Origin of the sequence: Bacillus sp. B28 (assembly GCF_029536185.1) — a bacterium.
GTDB classification, from domain to species: Bacteria; Bacillota; Bacilli; order Bacillales; family Bacillaceae; genus Bacillus; species Bacillus halotolerans.
This window is the reverse complement of sequence record NZ_CP120511.1, coordinates 177,501-202,151: the sequence shown is the minus strand read 5'-3', so window position 1 is coordinate 202,151 and position 24,651 is coordinate 177,501. Positions and strand designations below refer to the sequence as shown.

At 44.7% G+C, this 24,651-nt stretch carries 21 protein-coding genes and 5 tRNA genes (1 of these 26 cut by a window edge); 13 read left to right on the top strand and 13 right to left on the bottom strand.

The features are described from left to right. Positions 1 to 152: 152 nt before the first annotated feature. The 11 genes from glmS to P3L57_RS01100 form a co-directional block, all read right to left on the bottom strand. Positions 153 to 1,955 carry a glutamine--fructose-6-phosphate transaminase (isomerizing) gene (glmS, locus tag P3L57_RS01150; RefSeq protein WP_015252962.1) on the bottom strand — a complete coding sequence of 601 codons (1,803 nt, stop codon included), beginning with the start codon at positions 1,953 to 1,955 and terminating at the stop codon, positions 153 to 155. Between the two features lie 428 nt (positions 1,956 to 2,383). Then, on the bottom strand, positions 2,384 to 3,730 hold the full coding sequence (gene glmM, locus P3L57_RS01145; RefSeq protein WP_044162156.1) for a phosphoglucosamine mutase: 1,347 nt from the start codon (positions 3,728 to 3,730) through the stop codon (positions 2,384 to 2,386). An 18-nt stretch (positions 3,731 to 3,748) separates the two neighbouring features. Beyond that, complete coding sequence (locus tag P3L57_RS01140) at positions 3,749 to 5,203, bottom strand: CdaA regulatory protein CdaR (protein WP_044162158.1); 1,455 nt, start codon at positions 5,201 to 5,203, stop codon at positions 3,749 to 3,751. Continuing rightward, positions 5,196 to 6,017 carry a diadenylate cyclase CdaA gene (cdaA, locus tag P3L57_RS01135; RefSeq protein ID WP_044162160.1) on the bottom strand — a complete coding sequence of 274 codons (822 nt, stop codon included), beginning with the start codon at positions 6,015 to 6,017 and terminating at the stop codon, positions 5,196 to 5,198. Before cdaA ends, P3L57_RS01140 begins: the two co-directional genes overlap by 8 nt. 160 nt (positions 6,018 to 6,177) lie before the next feature. Next, on the bottom strand, positions 6,178 to 6,804 hold the full coding sequence (rsiW, locus tag P3L57_RS01130) for an anti-sigma-W factor RsiW (RefSeq protein WP_044162162.1): 627 nt from the start codon (positions 6,802 to 6,804) through the stop codon (positions 6,178 to 6,180). A gap of 13 nt (positions 6,805 to 6,817) precedes the next feature. Next, positions 6,818 to 7,381 carry an RNA polymerase sigma factor SigW gene (gene sigW, locus P3L57_RS01125; RefSeq protein ID WP_010332813.1) on the bottom strand — a complete coding sequence of 188 codons (564 nt, stop codon included), beginning with the start codon at positions 7,379 to 7,381 and terminating at the stop codon, positions 6,818 to 6,820. A 229-nt stretch (positions 7,382 to 7,610) separates the two neighbouring features. Further along, positions 7,611 to 7,682: transfer RNA gene (locus P3L57_RS01120), tRNA-Gln, on the bottom strand. A gap of 4 nt (positions 7,683 to 7,686) precedes the next feature. After that, positions 7,687 to 7,771: transfer RNA gene (locus P3L57_RS01115), tRNA-Tyr, on the bottom strand. Between the two features lie 19 nt (positions 7,772 to 7,790). Then, positions 7,791 to 7,863: transfer RNA gene (locus P3L57_RS01110), tRNA-Thr, on the bottom strand. A gap of 4 nt (positions 7,864 to 7,867) precedes the next feature. Beyond that, positions 7,868 to 7,943, bottom strand: a tRNA-Val gene (locus P3L57_RS01105). A 3-nt stretch (positions 7,944 to 7,946) separates the two neighbouring features. Continuing rightward, a tRNA-Glu gene (locus P3L57_RS01100) sits at positions 7,947 to 8,021 on the bottom strand. A 181-nt stretch (positions 8,022 to 8,202) separates the two neighbouring features. Here P3L57_RS01100 and P3L57_RS01095 point away from each other — a divergent pair. The 13 genes from P3L57_RS01095 to P3L57_RS01035 all read left to right on the top strand — a co-directional run bounded on the left by P3L57_RS01095 (position 8,203) and on the right by P3L57_RS01035 (position 22,641). After that, entirely contained in the window at positions 8,203 to 8,658 is a 456-nt protein-coding gene (locus P3L57_RS01095) for a 2-thiouracil desulfurase family protein (protein ID WP_059353006.1), read from the top strand. 11 nt (positions 8,659 to 8,669) lie between these two features. Continuing rightward, a complete protein-coding gene (locus P3L57_RS01090) occupies positions 8,670 to 9,152 on the top strand; it encodes a GNAT family N-acetyltransferase (protein WP_044162166.1) in 483 nt (160 codons plus the stop codon). Between the two features lie 110 nt (positions 9,153 to 9,262). Then, entirely contained in the window at positions 9,263 to 10,177 is a 915-nt protein-coding gene (gene murQ / locus P3L57_RS01085; RefSeq protein WP_059353004.1) for an N-acetylmuramic acid 6-phosphate etherase, read from the top strand. A gap of 15 nt (positions 10,178 to 10,192) precedes the next feature. Further along, the gene (locus P3L57_RS01080) at positions 10,193 to 11,044 is read left to right on the top strand and encodes a MurR/RpiR family transcriptional regulator (RefSeq protein ID WP_059334375.1); all 852 of its coding nucleotides are present in this window, start codon (positions 10,193 to 10,195) and stop codon (positions 11,042 to 11,044) included. 25 nt (positions 11,045 to 11,069) lie between these two features. Further along, positions 11,070 to 12,437 (top strand): PTS transporter subunit EIIC, encoded by a 1,368-nt coding sequence (locus P3L57_RS01075; RefSeq protein WP_059353003.1) that lies wholly within the window; start codon positions 11,070 to 11,072, stop codon positions 12,435 to 12,437. Between the two features lie 54 nt (positions 12,438 to 12,491). Next, a complete protein-coding gene (pbp4b, locus tag P3L57_RS01070; RefSeq protein ID WP_059292087.1) occupies positions 12,492 to 13,829 on the top strand; it encodes a penicillin binding protein PBP4B in 1,338 nt (445 codons plus the stop codon). Positions 13,830 to 13,851: 22 nt separating this feature from the next. Further along, positions 13,852 to 15,780, top strand: coding sequence for a glycoside hydrolase family 3 protein (locus P3L57_RS01065; RefSeq protein WP_059353002.1), 1,929 nt, complete (start codon positions 13,852 to 13,854; stop codon positions 15,778 to 15,780). 13 nt (positions 15,781 to 15,793) lie between these two features. Further along, positions 15,794 to 17,038 carry an exo-beta-N-acetylmuramidase NamZ family protein gene (locus P3L57_RS01060; RefSeq protein WP_069487419.1) on the top strand — a complete coding sequence of 415 codons (1,245 nt, stop codon included), beginning with the start codon at positions 15,794 to 15,796 and terminating at the stop codon, positions 17,036 to 17,038. A 203-nt stretch (positions 17,039 to 17,241) separates the two neighbouring features. Next, on the top strand, positions 17,242 to 18,822 hold the full coding sequence (gene btr / locus P3L57_RS01055; protein ID WP_069487418.1) for a bacillibactin transport transcriptional regulator Btr: 1,581 nt from the start codon (positions 17,242 to 17,244) through the stop codon (positions 18,820 to 18,822). A gap of 90 nt (positions 18,823 to 18,912) precedes the next feature. Further along, positions 18,913 to 19,866 carry an iron ABC transporter substrate-binding protein FeuA gene (gene feuA / locus P3L57_RS01050; RefSeq protein WP_059334369.1) on the top strand — a complete coding sequence of 318 codons (954 nt, stop codon included), beginning with the start codon at positions 18,913 to 18,915 and terminating at the stop codon, positions 19,864 to 19,866. Positions 19,867 to 19,884: 18 nt separating this feature from the next. Beyond that, positions 19,885 to 20,889 (top strand): FecCD family ABC transporter permease, encoded by a 1,005-nt coding sequence (locus P3L57_RS01045; RefSeq protein ID WP_044162184.1) that lies wholly within the window; start codon positions 19,885 to 19,887, stop codon positions 20,887 to 20,889. Then, positions 20,882 to 21,892, top strand: coding sequence for an iron ABC transporter permease FeuC (gene feuC, locus P3L57_RS01040; protein ID WP_044162186.1), 1,011 nt, complete (start codon positions 20,882 to 20,884; stop codon positions 21,890 to 21,892). The genes P3L57_RS01045 and feuC overlap by 8 nt, the downstream gene beginning before the upstream one ends. Then, a complete protein-coding gene (locus tag P3L57_RS01035; RefSeq protein WP_069487417.1) occupies positions 21,889 to 22,641 on the top strand; it encodes an alpha/beta hydrolase in 753 nt (250 codons plus the stop codon). The genes feuC and P3L57_RS01035 overlap by 4 nt, the downstream gene beginning before the upstream one ends. A 9-nt stretch (positions 22,642 to 22,650) precedes the next feature. Here P3L57_RS01035 and P3L57_RS01030 read toward each other — a convergent pair whose 3' ends face one another. Beyond that, positions 22,651 to 23,571 carry a bile acid:sodium symporter family protein gene (locus P3L57_RS01030; protein WP_082687797.1) on the bottom strand — a complete coding sequence of 307 codons (921 nt, stop codon included), beginning with the start codon at positions 23,569 to 23,571 and terminating at the stop codon, positions 22,651 to 22,653. A 145-nt stretch (positions 23,572 to 23,716) separates the two neighbouring features. Further along, positions 23,717 to 24,651 carry the 3' portion of a SulP family inorganic anion transporter gene (locus tag P3L57_RS01025; RefSeq protein WP_069487416.1) on the bottom strand. Its footprint extends 499 nt past the window's final position, so the window shows 935 of its 1,434 coding nt (coding positions 500–1,434); the start codon falls outside the window, past its right edge — the gene reads right to left on this strand; it ends in the stop codon at positions 23,717 to 23,719.

Genomic DNA, 24,651 nt, shown 5'->3' with positions numbered 1-24,651 from the left:
AGCGGGTACCAACTTTGCAGCGTTGAGAAGAGGAAAGTTACAACTACATAGTTGGAATACGGAGAATGCAAAATAAAACGATCCGTTCACTTATAAACGACGGATGGACAAAAAACCCCTTTGGCTAAATAACCAAAGGGGTTAAACATTTATTATTCCACAGTAACACTCTTCGCAAGGTTACGCGGCTTATCAACATCACAGCCGCGATGCAGTGCAGCATAGTAAGCGATCAGCTGCAATGGAACAACAGATACCAATGGAGCAAGCGCTGGGTTTACTTCCGGTAATACGAATCTGTCATCCGCATCGTCTAGGCCTTTCAGTGAGATGATGCATGTGTTGGCTCCGCGAGCGGCAACTTCTTTGACGTTTCCGCGGATGCTTAGGTTTACGTGCTCTTGTGTTGCCAGTGCGAATACTGGTGTTCCTTGTTCGATCAAGGCAATCGTTCCGTGCTTTAGCTCACCGCCGGCAAAACCTTCTGCCTGGATGTAAGAAATCTCTTTCAGCTTCAGTGCGCCTTCGACACATACGAAGTAGTCAAGGCCGCGTCCGATGAAGAAAGCATTTCTGGATACAGTCAGGTATTCACGAGCGATCATTTCCATTTCGTCTTTCTGGTCGCAAAGGGCTTCCATTGCGTTTGCCGCGATACCGAGTTCTTTGACGAGGTCAAATCCGATATCAATGCCGTTTTTGTCAGCAGCCACAGAAGCAAGAACCGCAAGAACTGCGATTTGTGCAGTGTATGCTTTGGTTGACGCAACAGCGATCTCAGGGCCTGCATGAAGCAGCAATGTATAGTCAGCCTCACGGGAAAGCGTTGATCCAGGTACGTTTGTGATTGTCAGGGCTTTGTGTCCGAGCGCTTTGACTTGAACGAGAACCGCGCGGCTGTCTGCTGTTTCTCCGCTTTGAGAAAGGAAAATGAAGAGCGGTTTCTTAGACAGAAGCGGCATGTTGTAGGAGAATTCACTCGCTACATGCACTTCAACCGGCACGTTTGCCCACATTTCAATATATTGTTTACCGACAAGTCCTGCATGGTAGCTTGTTCCGCAGCCAATGATATAGATGCGGTCCGCTTCCGCTACAGCGGCAGCGATATCGCCAGGCACAGACAGCTTGCCGTTTTCATCTTGATACGTTTGGATGATTTTGCGCATGACAACAGGCTGCTCATCCGTTTCTTTCAACATGTAGTGAGGGTACGTGCCTTTTTCGATATCACTGGCATCAAGCTCAGCAATATAAGACGCACGTGTAATCACGTCACCATCAAGGTTTTTGATGACAACTTGATCATCAGTCACGATGACCATTTCTTTATCCATTAGCTCTACATATTCGTTTGTAACTTGAAGCATTGCCATCGCGTCAGACGCCACGACGTTGAATGTATCTCCAAGACCTACTAATAGAGGGCTTTTGTTTTTCGCTACAAAAATCGTTTCTCTGTTGTCGTTATCGAATAAAGCAATTGCATAAGAGCCTTTTAACAGTGTAAGTGTTTTGCGGAACGCTTCTTCTGTCTCAAGTCCTCCATTGACGAATTGCTCGATTACTTGAACGACTACTTCTGTATCGGTGTCACTTTTGAGCTCTACATCTTGCAAATACTCTTGCTTCAGCTGAACATAGTTCTCGATCACGCCGTTATGAACAAGTGTAAAGCGGCCCAGTGCGCTTTGATGCGGGTGAGCGTTCAGATAGCTTGGTTCGCCGTGTGTAGCCCAGCGAGTATGACCAATTCCGGCTTTCGCTTCTACATTGGCATCCACAACTTCACGAAGATCTGCAATGCGTCCTTTTTCTTTGAACACATGGATTCCCTGTTCGTTGGCAACAGCAATACCAGCAGAGTCATAGCCGCGGTACTCAAGCTTCTCCAATCCTTTTAACAAAATTTCCTTCGCATCAAGCTGACCGATATAACCTACGATTCCACACATAATTTCTTCCTCCTAAGATTGTAAAAGGAGACGAAGAAAGTCATTTTTCAAGGGGACTTTCAATCGTCCCCTCCTACATGTTTTATGGAAGATCATGTGATTTCCCTTTGTTCAAGGAGTCGCCTCCTTGGTTTGAAGAAATCCTTACGGCTGTGATCTGCATACTCAGCCGGGAGGCATCCGCCGAAAAATCGATAACCTCCATCCTCGTCAACTAAGCCTTTTTTCGGGCGCTTAGTTCGGGCGCTATAATTATAAGTGAAACAAAATCCCGTCTTTCCTGCCTCTAGAAAACAAGAACAAGACAAGCTTGATTTTACAGCATGTGCCAAGAATGGTCAATTGTTTTTAAACAACTTTGCCGCCTGTCTCACAATTATTATATGTGAGTCGCACTTGTCTTGTTCGCTCTCTGTTTATAGATTTCGTTACTCTAATCCCATTTCTGACCGGACGACTTCAACAATGCGATTAACATATTCATCACACAGTTCTTTCGTCTTCGCCTCAGCCATCACACGAACGAGCGGTTCGGTGCCAGATGGGCGCACTAAAATCCGGCCGTCGCCGTTCATTTCTTTTTCAACCTCAGAAATAACGGCTTTTACTTTTTCGTTTTCTTCGACTTTATATTTATCAGTTACTCTCACATTGACTAAAAGCTGCGGAAACTTCTGCATTTCAGCCGCAAGCTCTGACAGCGGCTTGCCTGTCGCTTTTAATGTATTCATCAGCATAATAGCGGATAATAATCCGTCACCTGTTGTGTTGTAATCAAGGAAAATTAAGTGGCCGGACTGTTCTCCGCCGACATTGTAGCCGTCTTTTTTCATCGCCTCTACTACATAGCGGTCGCCGACAGCCGTCTGCACGCTCTTTATCCCTTCTTTTTCAAGCGCTTTATAGAAACCGAGGTTGCTCATGACTGTGGAAACAACCGTATCATCCTTTAAGCGGCCCTCTGATTTCAGGTATTTTGAGCATATGTACATAATTTGGTCGCCGTCAACGATATTTCCTTTTTCGTCGACTGCGATCAGGCGGTCGCCGTCACCATCGAACGCAAGGCCGATATCAGCATTTTTCTCTTTTACAAACGCACTAAGCGCTTCAGGATGAGTAGATCCGACTCCGTCATTGATGTTTAATCCGTTCGGAGAAGTTCCCATTGTCGACACGTCTGCGTCTAAATCGGCAAACAAGTGTGTCGCAAGCGATGACGTCGCTCCGTGTGCGCAATCAAGCGCAACATGAATGCCTGTAAAATCTTCGTCGGCAGTCTGTTTTAAGAATTGCAGGTACTTTTGGCCGCCTTCAAAATAGTCGTTTACAAGTCCCAGGTCAGCTCCAACCGGTCTTGGCAGCTTATCCTCCGGTTCATCCATCAGACGCTCAATTTCAGCCTCCTGTTCATCAGAAAGCTTAAATCCGTCTCCTCCAAAGAACTTGATTCCGTTATCCTGCACTGGGTTATGAGAAGCAGAAATCATGACGCCCGCCTCTGCATCCATCGCTTTTGTTAAATAGGAAACACCAGGTGTAGAAATGACTCCCAGACGCATGACTTCTGCGCCAATTGATAAAAGTCCGGCGACAAGGGCTCCCTCCAGCATATGGCCGGAGATGCGTGTATCGCGGCCTATCAGCACTTTTGGACGTTGTTTGTCTTTTGTCAGCACATACCCGCCGAAACGTCCGACTTTAAAGGCCAGCTCAGGCGTAAGCTCGCTGTTGGCAACACCTCTTACACCATCTGTTCCAAAATACTTGCCCATTTTATAATCGCTCCTTTTTTATTCTGATGAAGATTGTGAACCTGTATTTGATTCATCTTCATCCTGATCCTGATTTTGATCTTGGTTTTCGTCTTGATTTTGATCATCATTGTTTTTATCACTGTTCGTTGTATCTTCTCGCTGATTATTCTCTTTGTCATTCGTCTTGTCATCAGTGTCATCCTGGTTCCCTGACGTCGTATTGCTGTTATCTTTTGTTGTCGTATTCGTTTTTTTAGACGTAAGCTTGATTTTTGCGTTTTTCTGCCCCAAGGACCAGGTTACATTTTGAGGCCCGTTTACTTCAAGCTTCACACTATGCTCTCCGTCATCTAAATCAGATACGTTCACATACAATTCTATGTCTGATTTCTGCAGTTTTTTTATGTTGCCGGGAGAGCCTTTGGCCGTAACATCTATCGTTTGTGATTCCGGATCCAGAAATTCAATGTTCTGTGAGCTGCTCAGCCCTACAGTCTTAATAGGGACATTCTCAAACGTCTGATCCGCTTCACTATCTACTTCTATATGCAACGTCACCTTTGACGGCGAGATTTTTTTGACGCCGTCAGGAAGCGGAATATCTGCCTCGATATCAGAATCCTTTTTGATTTTGCTTAAATCTAAGCTGACACCGTCTATAAATTCAAGAGAATCCAAGACATCCTGCGAGCCGTAAACAGTCACCTCACTGGGACTTGATTCGATATTCGCTATGCTGACACCGTCAGGAAGGCTTCCTGTCCGCTCAATTTTAAAGGGCACTTTTTTACTCGGACTTGTCACCGGAACGGTAATTTTGATGACCGAGGGCTCCACATCGACAGGAAGCGCGTTTCCGTCTTTATCATAGACAGTCACTTTCGCTTCCTTTTCAATCGTTTCATCTGCATTTTCCAGGTTTACCGAAGCTTTCACAAGAGAAATATTATCAATCACGTCTTTAGAACCTGTAATCTGTACATTTTTAGGACTGACAATCGGCTGCTCCGGAGAATAGCCTTTTTTCATTTTGCTTTTGTTGTAATACTCCACTTCAACAGGAAAGCTTTCTGTCGTGCGTTCTTGAATGGTGACGGTCGTCACGGACGGATTAATGGATATCGTCAGCCCATCCGACACGTTTTTGGCCTTAAGCTCGACCTTATGTGTGCCGGTTTTCAGCTTCTCCATATCCGCGTATATCTCAAAATTCTTTGTCTGTCTCGCCTTCTTCACGGCGCTTGTCGGACCTTTTATCGTGACATTCACCGTTTGCGGAACGCCCGTCACGACATAATTTTCATCATCGTAATATGCTTTAACCGGTATATCAGTCAGTGTTGCCTCATCAGTTGTAGATGTCGGAAAAAATGATTCACCTGGTTTTTTCGGAGTTGGTGCTTGGTTGCTGTTAACCGCTACATAAAGCAAGAGCGCGAAAAGCAGCGCAATGACTTTCACAGCCCAGCGGTTGTTTAAGAATTTATCCATTTTTCTTGCCCCTCCAATACCAACGGTTAGAAGAAGTCTCTCTGGTGTTCTTCTTAAACTCTGCTTCAAGCATTTCTTTCAGCGCTTCTTCCGTCAGCTCTCTGTGAAGGTCGCCATTCCTCGCCACACTGACGCCGCCGGTCTCTTCAGACACGATAATCGTCAAACTGTCTGTAACTTCACTGATTCCGACAGCCGCTCTGTGCCGCGTGCCCAGTTCTTTTGAAATGAACGGGCTTTCAGAAAGCGGCAAATAACAGGCGGCAGCGGCAATTTCATTATTTTTCATAATGACCGCTCCGTCATGAAGCGGTGTATTCGGGATAAAAATATTGATCAAGAGCTCAGAGCTGACCTTTGCATTCAAAGGAATGCCCGTTTCAATATAATCCCCCATACCCGTATCCCGCTCAATGGTTAAAAGGGCGCCGATCCGGCGTTTCGCCATATAATTGATTGCTTTCGTTATAGCATCAATTGTTTTCTGCTGCGCTTCCTCAACCGGCGTGCCGCTCCTCGAGAAGAAACGGCCCCGTCCAAGCTGTTCAAGCGCTCTTCTCAGCTCAGGCTGAAAGATAATAATAATTGCTAAAAATCCCCATGTTATCGCTTGGTCCATCAGCCACTGAAGCGTGCCGAGGCCCAAATATTGACTGGCCATACGGACAAGCACGATCACAACGATTCCTTTTAAGAGCTGAACCGCCTTCGTGCCGCGTATCACCATAATCAGTTTATATATCACATACCAAACAAGGAGAATATCAACGGCATTGCCGAGGTACTGCAAAAAAGGGATATCCTCAAAAGCCATTTCCTCGTCCTCCAAGAATTCAGTCATTTCGTATTTTGAAGTTTAATGTGTTACGCATATGTACTTTACATAGCGAGCCCATTATACCACATTTCGTTTTGGCAAGTGAAATATGCCAGCCGTTTGAGAACCTAAAAAAGAGTAAAGCGCACCACACGCTTTACTCTTCTCCGTTCGGGTCTAATGCATTGAATACACTTTTCCCCGCAGACTTCATTTTATACCATGTCCAGTCGAATAATTGATTAATCTCCTCAATTTGACCGGTGACTTGTCCAGCAGAGGCCATATACTTTTCTCCGTTTACAACGGTGACATCCCCGTCTATTTTCCCTTTAATAATCAGCTTGCCGTTTTTGACGGTGACATCACCTTTGACCGTCTCACCTTCAGGCACGATCACAGTATTGTTTTGCACGACCAGATTCGGCTGCTTCGACACGCTGAAGTTGTGGTCATTGTGCCAGCTGTTTAACAATCCTCCGCCCATCAAAATGATGAATACCGCAGCAGCCGCGATAACCGGATGTGATCTGAACCATCTTTTCACAGAAGCTCTTTTCTTCTCCTTAGGCAATTTTGCCATGACGTTAGCGGTAAAATCGGCGGGGGCTTCGACATGCGATGTGCTCCGGACGAGCGCAATGGATTTTTCCATCTCATAAAAATGCTTTCTGCAATCCTCGCATGCCTCCAGATGTTCTTTTAATACTTGTTCATCTTTCGGAAGGATATCTCCATCAAGATGCATATGCATAAGCTGCACAATTTGTTCAGGACAGCTCATTTCATCACCCCACTTAAAGATCCCTTAATTGTTTTCTAAGAGCCTCTCTGCCTCTGTGAATCCGCGTTTTTACAGTCCCCACAGGAATGTTCAGAATCTCGCCGATTTCAATTAATGAGAGTTCATCAATATACTTTAATACAATGACAGTTCTGTATTTGTCAGGAAGCTTTAATATTTTCTGCTGAATTGTGTGTGAAAGCTCCAGCGATACGACTGCATCTTCAGGCAAAACTCCATCTGCGGCGATTTGGGAATACATCGTCAAGCCTTCTGTACCCGCCACTTCTGCATCGAGGTAATAATCCGGCTTCTTTTTGCGAATGCGGTCAATGGTCAAGTTGGTCGCAATTCGATAAAGCCAAGTTGAAAATTTCCGGTTGATATCAAAACTGTCGATATTGACGTACGCTCTGATGAAAGCCTCTTGTGCGATATCCTCCGCCTCATGCACATTGCCAAGCATACGGTAGCAAAGCTGATAAATTTTATCCTTGTAAATATCTACGATGTCCGCAAATGCATTTTGATCGCCTTTTTTGACTTGCTTAATTCTCTTTTTAATCATCATTTCCATATTTATCTAACCTCTGCCTTCACCGGTCTGTATGTATACGAGCTTCGTTTCTAAAGGTTTCAATTTTTTTATAAAATAAGTTTAACAAATTTTTGGCAGGGTGTAGATGGCAATTTGTGAATAAACTACCTTAACATATTTTTAAAATTATTATACAGACTGAACAGTTAGAAGTTGGAATGATTTTTCAAAAAGAAAAAAGACACCTTTTGATCAAAGGTGTCTGTGACTGGGCTAGCTGGATTCGAACCAACGCATGACGGAGTCAAAGTCCGTTGCCTTACCGCTTGGCTATAGCCCAATGATGGTGGAGGGGGGCAGATTCGAACTGCCGAACCCTGAGGGAGCGGATTTACAGTCCGCCGCGTTTAGCCACTTCGCTACCCCTCCATATTTTCAAGAAAAACAGTGCCGGCAAGAGGACTTGAACCCCCAACCTACTGATTACAAGTCAGTTGCTCTACCAATTGAGCTACACCGGCAAGATGGTGGAGGATGACGGGCTCGAACCGCCGACCCTCTGCTTGTAAGGCAGATGCTCTCCCAGCTGAGCTAATCCTCCAAATGGTGACCCGTACGGGATTCGAACCCGTGTTACCGCCGTGAAAGGGCGGTGTCTTAACCGCTTGACCAACGGGCCGTTTGTGTTCTCGTCGAGCTGACAAAAGTTATTATATACAGGTTCCCCCCCTTTTGTAAAGAGGAAATTTAAATTTTTTATTTTCAAACTTTTTAACCCCTTTTTTAACTGAAAAAGCCTCCTACCATTTATCATTTATTTTAAGATAGATATAGATCGAATCAAGAGAGGAGAAACCAATATGATACTAGTCAGCTCTTGCCTCGGCGGCATTGAATGCAGATACAACGGTTCGCATGCCGCATCAAAGAAAATTCGAAAACTGATTGAAGAAAAACAAGCAGTGATGGCTTGCCCTGAGCTTCTCGGCGGGTTCTCCACTCCCCGGGAACCAGCAGAAATCATCGGAGGCACTGGTGAGGATGTTCTTAATGGAACCGCGAAAATCATAACGTCTTCAGGAGAAGATGTAACAGATTTATATTTGAAGGGCGCGGCCCAAACATTGGCCTATGCAAAAGAAATCAACGCCTCTGCCGTCATATTGAAAGAAGACAGCCCATCATGCGGGAGCAATTTCATCTATAATGGCTCATTTTCAGGCAAAAAAATCGCTGGAAACGGAGTAACCGCCGCGCTATTAAAACAAGCGGGGTACCGTGTAATTTCTGAAAACCAGTTAGACGACATATTATAAGGAGGCTCATCATGACGCAAGATATCTCTTTATCCTTCTATAAACCTGAGCATTTGCCGGAGCTTTACGCATTTACTTTACACAATGATGACAAACGCTTTACGGCTCTCCCTAAAGAGGTGCTGACTCAGGCTCTAAGCATACAGGAGCGCTATCCTGTTGTTATCTTAAAAGGTGATCTGCCAATAGGCTTTTTCATTCTGCATACGTCAAAAGAAACCATTGCTCCCTATTCCAACAATCCATTTGCTTTATTGCTCAGTTCCTTATCATTAAACTCTGCCCACCACGGACAAGGCTATGCGAAAAAAGCCATGCTTCAGCTCCCCTCTTTTGTTAACGGGTATTTCCCATGGTGCGATGAAATCATTTTAGCCGTCAACCACCTGAACACCCGTGCAAAGCAGCTTTATATGAAAACCGGATTTCTTGATAAAGGACGCCGAAAAATCGGGCCGCTTGGCGAACAGCTGATACTTCATTATTTCTTATAGCCTCTTTTGAAATAAAGTTTCAAAAGTTAAAAATGATAGTTGAAATATCATAACAGAAATGAATATACTGAATATTGAGATATATTTATTTTTACACAGGGGGCATCCTCATGTCAGAACAATTGAATCTTCACAGCCTTACAACTGAATCACGCAATAGCCAAACATCGGAAATACACAAAGCTAATACCCTTGATATCTTAAAAATGATTAACAATGAAGATATCAAAGTCGCTGCCGCCGTTCAGCGTGTCCTTCCCGATATCAAAGCAGCCGTCGAATGCGCATATGAATCCTTTCAAAATGGCGGACGGCTCATTTACGCAGGTGCAGGCACTAGCGGCCGACTCGGTGTGATGGACGCAGTTGAATGTCCTCCGACCTACAGCGTCACTCCTGATCAGGTAATCGGGTTAATGGCCGGCGGTCCCAACGCATTTTTGCAGGCGGCAGAGGGGATTGAAGATCATGAAGAAGCAGGCGCCGAGGATTTACGAGCCATCCATCTTACCTCAGCCGATACAGTGATCGCGATTGCAGCAAGCGGCCGTACGCCTTATGCAGCGGGTGCGCTGAAATACGCCCGCACAATCGGAGCAAACACCGTCTCCCTTACCTGTAACAGTCAATCTGCCATCAGCAAACACGCTGATCACAGCATTGAGGTCGTCGTCGGGCCAGAAGTCATTACAGGCTCGACACGTATGAAAGCCGCAACCGCTCATAAAATGATTCTAAACATGATATCCACCGCTGTAATGGTCAAAATCGGCAAGGTCTACGAAAACTTGATGGTGGATGTCAATGTCAGCAACAAAAAACTAAAAGAACGCGCCATCAGCATCATTCAAAGCCTCACAGACGTTTCTTATGAGAAAGCGCAATACACACTTGAACAAGCGAATCATCATGTCAAAACAGCAATTGTTATGCTCAAAACCAGCACAGATCAAAATAAAGCGAAGACATTGCTTGATGAAGCGAACGGTTTTATAGACAAAGCAATTGAAAACTACCATTCATGATAAGGAGAGACAGTAATGGCGACAGGCGGTTTAGCTATCATTCAATCAATGAAACACAAGCTGCCACAATCAGAGCGTAAGCTTGCGGACTACATATTAGCCCATCCCCACAAAGCGATAGAAAGCACAGTCAGCGAAATCAGCGCCTTAGCTAATTCAAGTGACGCTGCCGTCATCAGGCTCTGCAAGTCACTGGGACTAAAGGGATTTCAGGATTTAAAAATGAGGGTAGCGGGCGATCTGGCAAAACCTGCTGTTCAAGGCTACCGGGACATCGCTCCTCATGAATCGCTGCCTTCCATCTCTGAAAAAGCAGCCGGCAATGCCATTCAAGCAATTCAAGACACCTCAGATCTCATGGATTTTCAAGAGCTTGAGCGCGCTGTTTCTCTGCTGCTTCAAGCGAACACTGTACATTTTTTCGGTCTGGGCGCCTCGGGAATTGTCGCCAAGGATGCCCAGCAAAAATGGCTTCGAATTCATAAACAGGCGACTGCTTTCACGGACACTCATCTTGTGGCATCTTTAATCGCAAATGCAGATAAGAAAGACATTGTATTTGCCATTTCATTTTCAGGTGAGACACAGGAAATCATCGAGCTGCTTTCGATGGCAAAGGAAAAAGGCGTCACAATCATCAGCCTCACGCAATTCAGCCAAACCTCCGTCTCTGCATTATCCGACGTTTCATTATATACAGCCCATTCCAACGAGGCCCTGATTCGAAGCGCAGCCACTTCCTCCCGTCTCGCCCAGCTTTTTATAATTGATGTTTTGTTTTTAAGCATGGCGGCCGAGCAGTATGAAGAAACGGTCGGCTACATTGATAAAACGCGAGAAGCAATCAAATCTATGAGAAAGACATAAGGCATCTTGAAAGGGAGGGGTTTGTATGAGCAAAGAAAAACACTACAATACTCTGGCGGAAAAAATCCTTGAGCTATGCGGGGGGAAATCCAATATTTCTTCCTATACGCATTGCATGACCCGCTTGCGCATTACGCCTTACGATGTCAGTAAAACGGATAGTAAGGCGTTAAGAGAACTTGATGGCGTCCTTGGAGTCGTCGAAGCTGAAACCCTGCAGATTATCCTCGGCACTGGTGTCGTTAATCATGTCACCGCCGCTTTTTCGAAGTTGGTATCATCAGAAAAAGATTTTAATCTAAAAGAGGCCGCCGCCAAAAAGAAATCCGATATCAATCGTAAGAACGCCACTCCATTTAAGCTTTTTTTACGTAAAATAGCCAGCATCTTCATACCTCTCATTCCCGCACTCGTCGCTTCAGGCTTAATTACCGGGATTACCAAAGCGATAATCCAAGCCGGCTGGCTCTCTGCAGAATCACAAACGGCTATTGTCCTCACAGTCATCGGATCAGGCCTGTTCACTTATCTCGGCATTCTCGTCGGCATTAACGCGTCAAAAGAATTTGGCGGGACGCCCGCTCTCGGCGCTCTGGCAGGGATTCTGATCATTAACCCGGAAATCGCAAAGATCAGCTTATTCGGAGAACAGCTTCTTCCCGGCAGGGGAGGGCTCATCGGCGTTCTATTCGCAGCTATATTCATTGCTTACACAGAACAATTCGTCCGCCGCTTTATTCCTCAATCACTCGATATTATCGTAACTCCAACAGTTTCACTTTTGATCACTGGAATATTGACGTACGTCGTTTTCATGCCTTTAGGCGGGTTCATTTCAGATGTCATCACATCCGGTCTTCTGGCCATCTTAGACATCGGCGGAATCGCTGCAGGCTTTATTCTGGGCGCGACCTTCCTCCCTCTCGTTGTCACCGGGTTACATCAAGGCCTGACGCCGGTGCACATGGAACTCATCAATTCGATCGGTGATGACCCGCTTCTCCCTATCCTTGCCATGGGAGGCGCGGGTCAAGTGGGCGCAGCCTTCGCCATCTTCGTTAAAACAAAGAAAAAAACGCTGAGAAAAGCGATCACAGGAGGTCTTCCTTCAGGACTGCTCGGCATCGGTGAACCGCTCATATTCGGTGTCACGCTGCCGCTTGGCCGTCCGTTTTTGACAGCATGCTTAGGGGCGGGGATCGGCGGAGCTTTTCAAGCTTATTTTCAGGTTGCCACAGTTGCGCTTGGTGTCTCCGGATTGCCGCTCTCTTTTCTGGTTCTGCCTTCACAAATCATCTTATATATCATTGGTCTCTTTATTTCCTATGCTGCCGGCTTTTTATTGACCTACGCTTTCGGATATAAAGATGAAATGGCTGCCCAGTTCGATTAAATGATGACGTTTTAGGAATAGTAACGGCATAGAAACACGGAAAGGAGCAAGCTTGTGAGAACGAAGACATTAGCATTACTCAGCGCTATTTTAACCGTGTCCATTCTGACGCCGAACGAAGCCTTCGCACAAACCGCCCTTCATCAAGCAGACAACCAGGTTGAGCCGAAAACAATAAATCCAGAAACTGCACAGTTTTCGTCGAAGAAACTAAGGAAGGTTGATCAGATGATTGAACGGGACATTGCAGCAGGATTCCCCGGCGCCGTTCTGGTCGTCGTGAAGGACGGCCGTATGATCAAAAAAGAAGCATACGGCTACAGTAAAAAATATGACGGGGCTGAACTGTTGCGCCGTCCGGCAAAAATGAAAACCCGCACGATGTTTGACTTGGCATCAAATACAAAAATGTATGCGGCCAATTTTGCTTTACAGCGCTTAGTAAGCCAAGGCAAACTCGACGTTTATGAAAAGGTATCTGCTTATTTGCCTGATTTCAAGGATCAGCCTACAGATCGCTTCAAAGGGAAAGATAACATTCGTGTCATTGATGTCCTGCAGCACCAATCAGGGCTTCCATCCAGCTTCTACTTTTACAGCCCGGAAAAAGCCGGAATGTATTATTCTCAGGAGCGGGAGAAAACCATTGAATACTTGATGAAAATCCCGCTGGATTATGAAACAGGAACAAAACACGTATACAGTGACATTGGATACATGCTTCTCGGCTGTATTGTCGAAAAACTCACCGGCAAACCGCTTGATGTCTATACGGAACAAGAGCTCTACAAACCGCTGAAGCTGAAACATACGTTGTACAATCCGCTGCAAAAGGGCTTTAAAGCAAAACAGTTCGCAGCCACTGAACGTATGGGCAATACACGAGACGGCGTTATCCATTTCCCTCATATCCGCACAGACACGCTGCAAGGAGAAGTACATGACGAAAAAGCATTCTATTCGATGGAAGGCGTTTCAGGCCACGCCGGACTGTTTTCAAACGCTGATGATATGGCGATTCTGCTTCAAGTCATGTTAAACAAAGGAACGTACCGAAACGTTTCATTATTCGATCAGAAAACAGCTGACCTATTTACGGCGCCATCAGCAACAGATCCGACGTTTGGCCTTGGATGGCGGCGAAACGGCAGTAAAAGCATGGAATGGATGTTTGGCCCTTATGCAAGCGAAAATGCGTACGGACATACTGGCTGGACAGGAACGGTTACCATCATTGATCCGGCATACAATTTAGGCATCGCTTTGTTAACAAATAAAAAGCATTCACCCGTCTCTGATCCAGCGGAAAATCCGAACGTGTTTGAGGGTGACCAATTTTCAACAGGCAGTTACGGAAGCGTCATCACCGCGATTTATGAAGCAATGAAATAATTGACGATAGGAGGAAGTTGTTATGAAACCTGTCATTTCGCTTATCCTTTCCACCGTCCTTTTTCTTTCATGTTTTCTCGGCGTCAGTCAGACAGCTGAAGCAAAACCCCGCAGCTCAGATGATGCCAAACAGATCGTTGATCGTATGACGTTAGATGAAAAACTTGGCCAGATGCTGATGCCGGATTTCAGAAATTGGAAAAAAGAAGGTGAGTCTTCTCCGCAAGCCTTCACAAAAATGAATGAGGAAGTCGCTGGCCTCATCAAGAAATATCAATTCGGCGGCGTCATACTATTTGCAGAAAATGTAAAAACAACTGAACAAACGGTACGGCTGACAGACGCATATCAAAAGGCCAGCCCTAAGATTCCGCTCTTACTCAGCATTGATCAAGAAGGCGGGATCGTGACGAGATTAGGGGAGGGCACTAATTTCCCAGGCAATATGGCGCTTGGCGCAACAAGAAGCAGAATCAATGCATATCAGACCGGCAGCATGATTGGAAAAGAGCTTTCTGTCTTAGGCATCAATACAGATTTCAGCCCAGTCTTGGACATTAATAATAACCCTGATAATCCCGTGATCGGTGTGAGATCATTCAGTTCTGATCGTGAACTGACAGCACGACTCGGTTTATATTCTATGAAAGGTTTGCAACGGCAAAATATCGCCTCTGCTCTTAAACATTTCCCGGGACATGGAGACACTGACGTTGACAGCCATTATGGACTGCCGCTCGTTTCTCATAACCAGGAACGGCTTCGTGAGGTTGAACTCTATCCTTTTCAAAAAGCGATTGATGCCGGAGCAGATATGGTGATGACAGCTCATGTTCAATTCCCAGCCTTTGACGACACCACATATAAAAGCAAGTTTGATGGATCAGATATTATGGTTCCCGCTACACTTTCAAAGAAAGTAATGACCGGGCTGCTTCGGGAGGAAATGGGATTTGGCGGTGTAATCGTCACTGATGCTCTCAATATGAAAGCCATAGCAGATCATTTCGGTCAGGAAGAGGCGGTCGTCATGGCCATAAAGGCCGGTGTTGATATCGCGCTAATGCCTGCCTCAGTTACATCGTTGAAAGATGAACAAAAATTGGCAAGCGTAATTGACTCCTTAAAAGAAGCTGTTAAAAATGGAGACATTCCCTTACAGCAAATCAACAAATCGGTGGAAAGAATCATTTCCCTGAAAATAAAGCGCGGTATTTACCCCGCTCATCATGACAGCAGCATAGATAAAAAGGTGAAGAAAGCGCTCAAAACAGTGGGAAGCAAACACCATACAAAGACAGAGCAAAAAATCGCTGAAAAGGCAGTGACAGTATTAAAAAATGATCAGCATACCTTGCCGTTCAAACCCAAAAAAGGCACCCGAATCTTAATTGCCGCACCTTACGAGGAACAAACAGCATCCATTGAAAAAACCATTCACGATTTAATGCAGCGGAAAAAAATCAAATCTGTTTCTCTTAACAAAATGAACTTTGCAGAAAAGGTATTTAATGCTGAGCATGAAAAACAAGTAAAAGAAGCTGATTATATTATTACAGGCTCTTACGTTGTAAAAAATGACCCTGTCGTCAACGACGGTGTCATCGACGACACGGTAACAGATTCAAGCAAATGGGCCACCGCTTTTCCGAGAGCTGTCATGAATGCCGCACTGCAGCACAAAAAGCAGTTTGTCTTAATGAGTCTGCGCAATCCATATGATGCCGCCAATTTCGAAGAAGCAAGAGCTTTGATTGCCGTCTATGGTTTTAAAGGGTATGCAAACGGGCGTTATCTTCAGCCGAATATTCCGGCCGGCGTTAAAGCAATCTTCGGACAATCAAAGCCAAAGGGCACGCTGCCAGTCGACATTCCATCCGTCACAAAACCGGGAGACATCCTTTATCCATTTGGCTATGGAGTAAACATCAAAACGGGAAAACCGCTTTAATAAGGAGGAGCATATGAAGAAAACGGTATGGGTTCTTCTCGCAGGACTTATGATGTTCGGAACAATGACGGCTGCCTCAGCTTCGCCTGATTCAGAAAAACAAACAGCAAAAAAACCTAAAGTCCAGACCGGTATTGATATCCTCTTGTCACAACACAAAAAGCAGCTAAAGGGAAAAAGAGTTGGGCTGATTACAAATCCAACAGGTGTGAGTGCATCCCTTAAAAGCAGTGTAGATATTCTTTACGAAGACCCCGATATACAGCTGACAGCTTTATTCGGGCCTGAGCATGGCGTTCGCGGCGACGCTCAGGCAGGAGATGAAGTAGGCTCTTACATTGACGAAAAAACCGGGGTTCCCGTATACAGCCTTTACGGAAAAACGAAAAAACCCACTCCTGATATGCTGAAAAATGTCGATGTTCTTCTATTTGACATCCAGGACGTCGGGACTCGTTACTATACGTACATTTATACAATGGCTTATGCAATGGAAGCCGCTAAAGAAAACGGAATTCCTTTTATCGTGCTGGACCGCCCGAATCCCCAAGGCGGAAAAAAGGTTGAAGGACCAGTGCTGGAGCCCGAGTACGCATCCTTTGTCGGACTCTATCCCATTCCGTTAAAGCACGGGATGACCATTGGAGAATTGGCTTTACTATTCAACAAGGAATTTAATATTAATGCTGATGTGTCAGTCGTAAAAATGAAGCACTGGAAACGCTCTATGGATTTTGACGAAACCAGACTGCCATTCGTCCTCCCTTCACCAAATATGCCAACCGCAGAGAGCACATTTGTGTACCCTGCAACAGGGTTAATTGAAGGAACGAATGTATCTGAAGGACGGGGAACGACTAAGCCATTCGAGTTGATCGGGGCTCCCTTTATCAAAAGCACAGAGCTTGCAGAAAAAATGAACAGTCTTGATCTGCCTGGCGTTACGTTCAGAGCTTCCTCCTTCACTCCAACGTTCTCTAAACATCAAGGAACACTTTGCCACGGGGTGCAACTCTATATTACGGACAGAGAAAAATTTGAAGCGGTGAAAACAGGACTGTCGCTTATTAAAATGATACATGACCTCTATCCTGATGATTTTCAGTTCCTAGCGTCTGGCTCATTTGATAAATTGGCAGGCAACGGCTGGGTCAGAACAAAAATCGAGAACGGTGCTTCAATTGATGAAATCATTGACACCTATCAAAAACAGCTAAAGCAATTCAATAAAACCAGAAAACAATATCTCCTTTATTAAGACTTAAGAATGGTATGTTACACGTGTAACATTTTCTTACCCAACAAAAGCATGATCATTTTCCCTTGCCCGCACATTGCGGCAAGGGTTTTTTAAATCCAAAAACAACACGCTTTATATAGGAAAACTTTCATTTATTTGGTACAATCTTATTGAAAATGATTATCATTTAAGCGAGCGTTTCTGAAAAGGTGGTCTTCTCCTTGCAAAACTCTATGATTTATCATCCGGTACAAATTGAATATATGAAGAAAACGAGTGATCTCTTCTCAGAACAGCAATTGGCCGACTCATTCGTGCTGATCTTTCATTTAAAAGGAGATGGACATATTTCTATCGGAACGAGAACCGCTCCTCTCCAAAAAAAGACACTGTATGTTTGTCCGCCTCATGAGACATTCGGCATTACACCTGCAGAAGAGAGAAATATAGATATGTGTCTGATCAGACTTCACTGCTATACAGCGGAAGCCCGGCAAGATCTCTTAAAACCATGCACTGAAACTGATTTATCCAGTCTAAACCTTGTGAATGTTTCACATATCGAAAACCTTTCAGCCCGGCTTCAAGAACTTGCTGAAATATGGACAGAAGCAGCTCAGCTTTCTCAATTAAAATGTGTGATAGAGGTTCAGAGCCTGATTTATGATCTATTCACAGCTCATGTATCCGATCAAAACGATACACAATCTGCGATTGAAAAAACAAAACATTACATTGAAACTCATGCCGATACAAAAATTACACTTGCCCAGCTCTCAAAAATGGCAGGAATCAGCGCCAAGCATTACAGCGAAACCTTTAAAAAATGGACTGGCCAGAGCGTAACAGAATTCATTACAAAAACTCGGATCACCCGAGCAAAGCGGCTTATGGCAAGATCCAACTGTAAACTGAAAGAAATCGCTCATCAAACCGGCTATCAAGATGAATTTTATTTCAGCAGAATCTTTAAAAAGCACACAGGCTCTTCACCTACAAGCTATATGAAAAAACGCAGGCAAAAACTAGCCGCCTATGGAAAGGGAACAATGGGGCAGCTCATTCCTCTCCATCACATCCCATTTGCAGCCGCACTACATCCAAAATGGACGGCTTACTATTATCAGCATTATTCAGCAGATATTCCAGTTCAGCTCAGCGCATACCGGTTTAATGAAAAATGGGAGGAAAACCTGCAGACGTTGTCCCAAGCTGAACCCGATATCATTTTCAGCATGGATTCTGTTTCTTTAGAAGAACAAAAGCGTCTGAACAGCATTGCAGAAGTATGTTACCTTCCTGCAGAAGAAAACTGGAGAGCTCACTTTCTGCACACCGCCTCGTTTTTAAAGGAAGAATCGGAGGCTGAAAAGTGGCTCGCAGCCTATGACAAGCAAATTTCTGCCGCTAAAATGACATTGCTGCACGCTCAAGAGTTTCGTTATCTCTTTCTTCGCCTGCATAAGCAGCGCTTTTATATGGCGCATAATCGCAGCGTCCGCGAGGTTTTCATTGAAGATTTAGGATTCAAACCGGCTGACACGCCTTCAGAACAAGCGATTTCATTAGAAGACATCACAAATTGCCAAGCTGACTGTATCATGCTCTTTCTTTTTAAAGAGCCGGAAACCATTGCTTATTATCAGCAATTAAAACAGTCGGAAATATGGCAAAACCTAAGCGCAGTACGGAATGGACGTGTGTATCACCTCTCTTCAGACCCATGGAATGAGTACTCGGCTTGCGGGCACGAGCGGATTGTTCAGCAAACCATTTCTATGCTATCCGGTGATAGTCCATGATAAATACGGAATTTGTCCATGGTGTTATGTCTGTTCATTCTCTATAATTCCAATTGATAATAGTTATCAATTGAACAGGAGGCACTATAGATGAAAAAGCTATCTCTTACCTTATTAATCTTGCTTCTCGCACTCACGGCGGCAGCTTGCGGCAGCAAGGAAGAATCCTCTGCGAGCAAAGCGAACGGCACAAAGTCCGAGAAAAAGAAAATCGAGTATTTGGATAAAACGTACGAAGTAAACGTACCGACAGATAAAATTGCCATTACGGGAAGCGTTGAATCCATGGAAGACGCTAAACTGCTGGACGTTCATCCGCAGGGTGCAATCTCATTCTCCGGAAAATTCCCTGAAATGTTCAAGGACATCACCGATAAAGCAACACCTACAGGGGAAAAAATGGAACCAAACATTGAAAAAATTCTTGAGATGCAGCCAGATGTGATCCTGGCATCTACAAAGTTCCCTGAAAAAACCCTGCAAAAAATAAGCACGGCTGGCACTACCATTCCGGTTTCACACATCTCATCAAACTGGAAGGAAAATATGATGCTGCTTGCCCAGCTGACTGGAAAAGAGAAAAAAGCGAAAAAAATCATTGCAGACTATGAACAGGATCTAAAAGAAACGAAAACAAAAATCAGTAAACAAGCAAAAGATTCAAAAACGCTTGTCATCAGAATCAGACAAGGAAATATTTACATTTATCCTGAACAAGTGTACTTCAACTCAACTCTTTATGGCGACTTAGGCCTTAAAGCGCCGAATGAAGTCAAAGCCGCAAAAGCGCAAGAGCTGATTTCATTAGAAAAACTCAGTGAAATGAACCCTGACCACATTTTCGTCCAATTTTCTGATGATGAAAATGCGGATAAACCTGATGCATTAAAAGATTTAGAGAAAAATCCAATCTGGAAAAGCCTCACAGCAGTCAAAGAAGATCATGTATACGTCAATTCAGTTGATCCTCTTGCACAAGGCGGTACGGCTTGGAGCAAAGTCCGCTTCCTGAAAGCGGCATCTGAAAAATTAACACAAGACTAAATTAGAGTAGGTTTTTGTATGTATTCAAAACAGTGGACACGTATCATTTTGATTACTTCTCCATTTGCTATTGCATTATCATTGCTGCTTTCCGTCCTCTATGGCGCAAAGCAGCTTAATGCTGATATTGTCTTTGCATCACTTTTTCATTTTGATCCGGGAAACACAGACCATCAAATCATATGGCATTCCCGGATTCCAAGGGCTGCCGGTGCTCTGCTCATTGGGGCAGCCCTTGCTGTATCTGGAGCGCTCATGCAAGGCATCACACGCAATTATTTGGCATCGCCCTCAATTATGGGTGTTTCAGATGGTTCCGCGTTTATCATCACGCTTTGTATGGTTCTGCTCCCGCAATCAACTTCGCTCGAAATGATCATTTACTCTTTTATCGGCTCCGCATTTGGGGCTGCATTGGTATTCGGCCTGGCAACAATGCTGCCTAACGGGTTTACGCCCGTACAGCTAGCCATCATTGGCACAGTCACAAGCATGCTGCTTAATAGTTTAGCGGCTGCCATATCGATCTATTTTCAAATTTCACAGGATCTGAGTTTCTGGTACAGCGCCAGACTTCATCAAATGAGCCCCGACTTTCTAAAGCTTGCCGTTCCGTTTTTCCTGGCGGGTATCGTCATAGCTGTTTCTCTCAGCAAAAAGGTGACCGCTGTATCACTAGGCGACGATATTTCTAAGAGTTTGGGCCAAAAGAAAAAAACGATCAAAATCATGGCAATGATCTCTGTCATCATTTTAACCGGAAGTGCTGTAGCGCTTGCCGGAAAAATTGCGTTTGTCGGTTTAGTCGTTCCGCATATCACAAGATTTCTCGTCGGCTCAGATTATAACAGACTGATCCCTTGTTCCTGCATCTTGGGCGGCGTCTTTTTAACGCTGTGCGATCTCGCCAGCAGATTTATCAATTATCCATTTGAAACACCGATTGAGGTTGTGACTTCTATTATCGGCGTTCCTTTCTTCCTTTATTTGATCAAACGAAAAGGAGGAGAGCAAAATGGCTAAAAAATATGCAGTGTTAATCGTATTGATTCTCCTCGTCAGCTATTTCAGCATGACCAGCGGATCATTTTCTGTTCGTCCGACAGAGCTGCTCTCCACTCTTTTTCAGATCAATCCCAATCCGCAGTATGAAGTTTTGCTGTTTGACTTAAGACTGCCGCGGATTGTCATGGCAGCCATTATCGGACTTGGACTTGGCATAGCAGGAGCTGTCATTCAGGCCATCACACGAAACGGCCTTGCAGACCCGGGAATATTGGGAATCAATGCCGGAGCAGGGGCAGGTATTGTGGCGTTTATGCTGTTGTTCCAAGGCCAGAAAGAAGTAACTTCGATTGTCGCGGCAATGGGAATGCCGTTTTTCGGCCTGATCGGCGGACTGGCTGCTGCAGTCATGATTTACATATTCGCTTGGAACAGAGGCAATTTAGATTCAGGCAGAATTATTCTTGTAGGAATCGCGATTAATTCAGGCTTCAGCGCTTTGTCTTTGTTTCTATCATTAAAAATGGACCCGCAAGATTATGAAATGGCCATGGTATGGAAAAACGGCAGCATCTGGTCTGCGAACTGGACATATATCACAGCCGTTCTTCCGTGGATGCTGCTGTTTATTCCTATTCTTCTGGCCAAATCTCGTTTGCTCGATACCATCCGCTTTGACGAAGACACGGTCAGAAGTCTTGGCATTTCGTCAAATAAAGAAAAAACCATTCTGCTCGTCGCTTGTGTCGCCATCATTAGCGCCTGTGTCTCTGTGGCGGGAAGCATGGCATTTGTCGGCTTAATCGCGCCTCATATTTCCCGGAGATTGGCCGGTGTCGAACACCGCTATATTTTGCCTTTGAGCGGTTTGATCGGCATGCTGCTTGTATTGAGCGCTGATTTTGCCGGGAAACTATTTTTCCAGCCCGCAGAAGTGCCAGCCGGCATTATTTTGGCGATACTCGGTGTTCCGTATTTCTTATACCTGCTTTTCAAGCAAAAAAAGGGGGAGAATGTTTGAACGGATCTTTATCAGAGCATAAGGCGGGCGACAGGATGTTTAAGCTGTATCTTCCTCCTTCCTACAGTACGGACAGCAGCGCATTTCCTTCTGTTTACGTACAGGATGGCGGTTCTTTGTTTCAAGATCAACTAGAACTGATAGAAAACAGGTTTCATCAAAACAGCGTGCCTGAGCTTGTGCTGATCGGCATAGAGCCTAAAAACCGGCTCGACGAGTACACTCCTTGGCCCGCCGCATCACTCAGTGATCAGTTTCCAGACTTCGGCGGTAAGGGGGCTGACTATCTTTCTGAAATAACAAACCGGCTCATTCCGTTTGTGGAAGAAAATTGGAATGTCTCCAGAAGGGCACAATCCAGAGGTATGATCGGCGCCTCATTAGGCGGCCTCATCTCAATGTTCGCCTTTCTGAGACATTCATCATTATTTGGAAAAATAGGATCTCTCTCAAGCTCATACTGGTACGAGAACGCAGCAGAAACGATCTATACTTCCTCTGTAAGACCGGGTTCAACGCGTATTTTTATGTCTGTCGGCAGTGAAGAAGGCGCCGGAAAACAATCGATTCAGCAGACGATGCTGCAAAAAACAAAAAACGTGCACGAGAGCCTAAAAGAAAAAGGATTCACTCAAGATCAGCTGTGCCTCGTCATTGAAAAAGGTGCGGTGCACCACCGCAAGCATTTCTGCAAACAATTTATCAATGCGCTGGAATGGCTATACGGAAAAAACCGCTCCAACATATGAGCGGTTTTTTCATACCTTCTGCAAGACAGGTTTTAATTCGAAACGGTTCAGCATATAGCCGAACAAGGCAGCCAGGATTTGCTGAAACAGCATGCCAATCACAACCGGAACAGCCACCTGAGACGGAAAGAAAGTGACGGCAAGAACAGCGCCGGCACTGATATTCCTCATGCCTCCCGTAAAAATAAGAGAGACAATTTCCTCCTGCCGCCTTTTCATCATTTTTCCGATAAGCCACGCCGCAGCATACCCGGTTAACGCGATACAAAAAACAGTGACAGCAATCCCTAAAAATCTTAAATCAATCGCTTTGAAATAAGGAGCTATCGCAGAGCTGTTAATCGCAATCACGGCCATCAGGCACAGCTTTGAAAAGGGAGACAGCGTACTGCTCAACGCCGCGGTTCTTTCTGGAGATGACATCTGATTAAACAGCATGCCCAGGAATGAAGGAATCACTACCATCACAATCAGACCCTTCATCATTCCCCAGATATCCATGTGAACCTGGGCACCGGCCAGCACAGAAAGACTCAGCGGAACGATTAACGGCGACAGCACGGTATCAATCAATATGATAGAAAGCGTCAAACCAACATTTCCTTTGTACATTGCAGCCCAAATCAAGCTCGTAATTCCTGTAGGGATAACAACAGCTAATGTCAAACCCGTGATCGTTAATGGATCACCTTGAAATATGAGATGTCCGCTGCCCCAGGCGAAAAGCGGCATAAAAATATGAAGAACAAATAATGCAAGAATCATAGGAAGAGGATGCGCCAAGGCGTGTCTTAAAGACTGAAAGTTCGCGCTCAAGCTGCCCGCAAACGTAATAAAAGCAAATATCCAAGGCACTGCGCTTTCATATCCATTTAAAAACTGAGACAGCAGCACGCCAAGCACAACGCTAGTGGGTGTCAAAAGCGGCATGACTTTCCCCAATACACGGTTCAGCTTCTGAAGCATCATATACAAGTCCCCTATTAAAAATTTCTTTCTCTCTATTATATCAATGCAGTTCAACCATATGTTATATAAAAAAGCCCAGATCTCATCAATCTGGACTTTCATACTTTTATGCCATCTGTTTCATAAGGGCTTTACTTGCATTATTCAGCCCCTTTAATTCAGCTTCAATTCCTTGCTCTTTAAACTTCGCAACAATTTTATCAAGCGCAGCCGCTCCTGAATCATCCCATACATGAGCATCGGTCAAGTCAATGACAACTCGCTCGATATCCTCTTGATAGATAAACGCATTCGTAAGATCAGTTACTGACGCAAAAAAGATCTGTCCCTTCACTTGATACGTTCTCAGCTTTTGATCTTCTGCACGAGAAACGATTTTCAGCTTCGAGATTTTGGCTACGAAGAATACGGCACTTAACAGAACACCGACAAATACGCCTTTCGATAAGTCATCCGTCACGACAACCGTAATCACCGTCACAACCATTACAATTGAATCTGTAATCGGCGCTTTTTTCAAGCCTTTTAAAGAAGACCAATCAAATGTGCCGACAGATACCATAACCATAACAGCCACTAACGCAGCCATCGGAATGTTTACAACAACATGACTCAAAACGGCAATTAAAAACATAAGAAAAGCACCGGCAACAAAGGCTGATAACCGTCCGCGGCCGCCTGCTTTTGTATTAATAACAGATTGTCCGATCATAGCGCAGCCCGCCATACCGCCAAAAAATCCAGTGACGATATTCGCGATTCCCTGCCCGCGGCTCTCTTTATTTTTATCACTGTCCGTATCCGTCATTTCATCAATAATCTGTGCTGTCAGCAAAGATTCAAGCAAACCGACAAACGCCAAAGCAATGGAATAAGGAAAAATAATCTTGAGCGTTTCGAAGGTAAACGGAACATCAGGTATTAAAAAATGAGGCAATGAACTAGAGATATTGCCCATATCTCCAACCGTGCGCACATCCACATGGAATGTAACCGCAATAATTGTCATCACAATAATTGCGACAAGCGGAGATGGCACCG

Coding starts and splice junctions, on each gene's coding strand:
- glmS (WP_015252962.1), bottom strand. CDS start 1,955: ATGTGTGGAATCGTAGGTTATATCGGTCAGCTTGATGCGAAGGAAATT.
- glmM (WP_044162156.1), bottom strand. CDS start 3,730: ATGGGCAAGTATTTTGGAACAGATGGTGTAAGAGGTGTTGCCAACAGC.
- P3L57_RS01140 (WP_044162158.1), bottom strand. CDS start 5,203: ATGGATAAATTCTTAAACAACCGCTGGGCTGTGAAAGTCATTGCGCTG.
- cdaA (WP_044162160.1), bottom strand. CDS start 6,017: ATGGCTTTTGAGGATATCCCTTTTTTGCAGTACCTCGGCAATGCCGTT.
- rsiW (WP_044162162.1), bottom strand. CDS start 6,804: ATGAGCTGTCCTGAACAAATTGTGCAGCTTATGCATATGCATCTTGAT.
- sigW (WP_010332813.1), bottom strand. CDS start 7,381: ATGGAAATGATGATTAAAAAGAGAATTAAGCAAGTCAAAAAAGGCGAT.
- P3L57_RS01095 (WP_059353006.1), top strand. CDS start 8,203: ATGATACTAGTCAGCTCTTGCCTCGGCGGCATTGAATGCAGATACAAC.
- P3L57_RS01090 (WP_044162166.1), top strand. CDS start 8,670: ATGACGCAAGATATCTCTTTATCCTTCTATAAACCTGAGCATTTGCCG.
- murQ (WP_059353004.1), top strand. CDS start 9,263: ATGTCAGAACAATTGAATCTTCACAGCCTTACAACTGAATCACGCAAT.
- P3L57_RS01080 (WP_059334375.1), top strand. CDS start 10,193: ATGGCGACAGGCGGTTTAGCTATCATTCAATCAATGAAACACAAGCTG.
- P3L57_RS01075 (WP_059353003.1), top strand. CDS start 11,070: ATGAGCAAAGAAAAACACTACAATACTCTGGCGGAAAAAATCCTTGAG.
- P3L57_RS01065 (WP_059353002.1), top strand. CDS start 13,852: ATGAAACCTGTCATTTCGCTTATCCTTTCCACCGTCCTTTTTCTTTCA.
- P3L57_RS01060 (WP_069487419.1), top strand. CDS start 15,794: ATGAAGAAAACGGTATGGGTTCTTCTCGCAGGACTTATGATGTTCGGA.
- feuA (WP_059334369.1), top strand. CDS start 18,913: ATGAAAAAGCTATCTCTTACCTTATTAATCTTGCTTCTCGCACTCACG.
- P3L57_RS01045 (WP_044162184.1), top strand. CDS start 19,885: ATGTATTCAAAACAGTGGACACGTATCATTTTGATTACTTCTCCATTT.
- feuC (WP_044162186.1), top strand. CDS start 20,882: ATGGCTAAAAAATATGCAGTGTTAATCGTATTGATTCTCCTCGTCAGC.
- P3L57_RS01030 (WP_082687797.1), bottom strand. CDS start 23,571: ATGCCGCTTTTGACACCCACTAGCGTTGTGCTTGGCGTGCTGCTGTCT.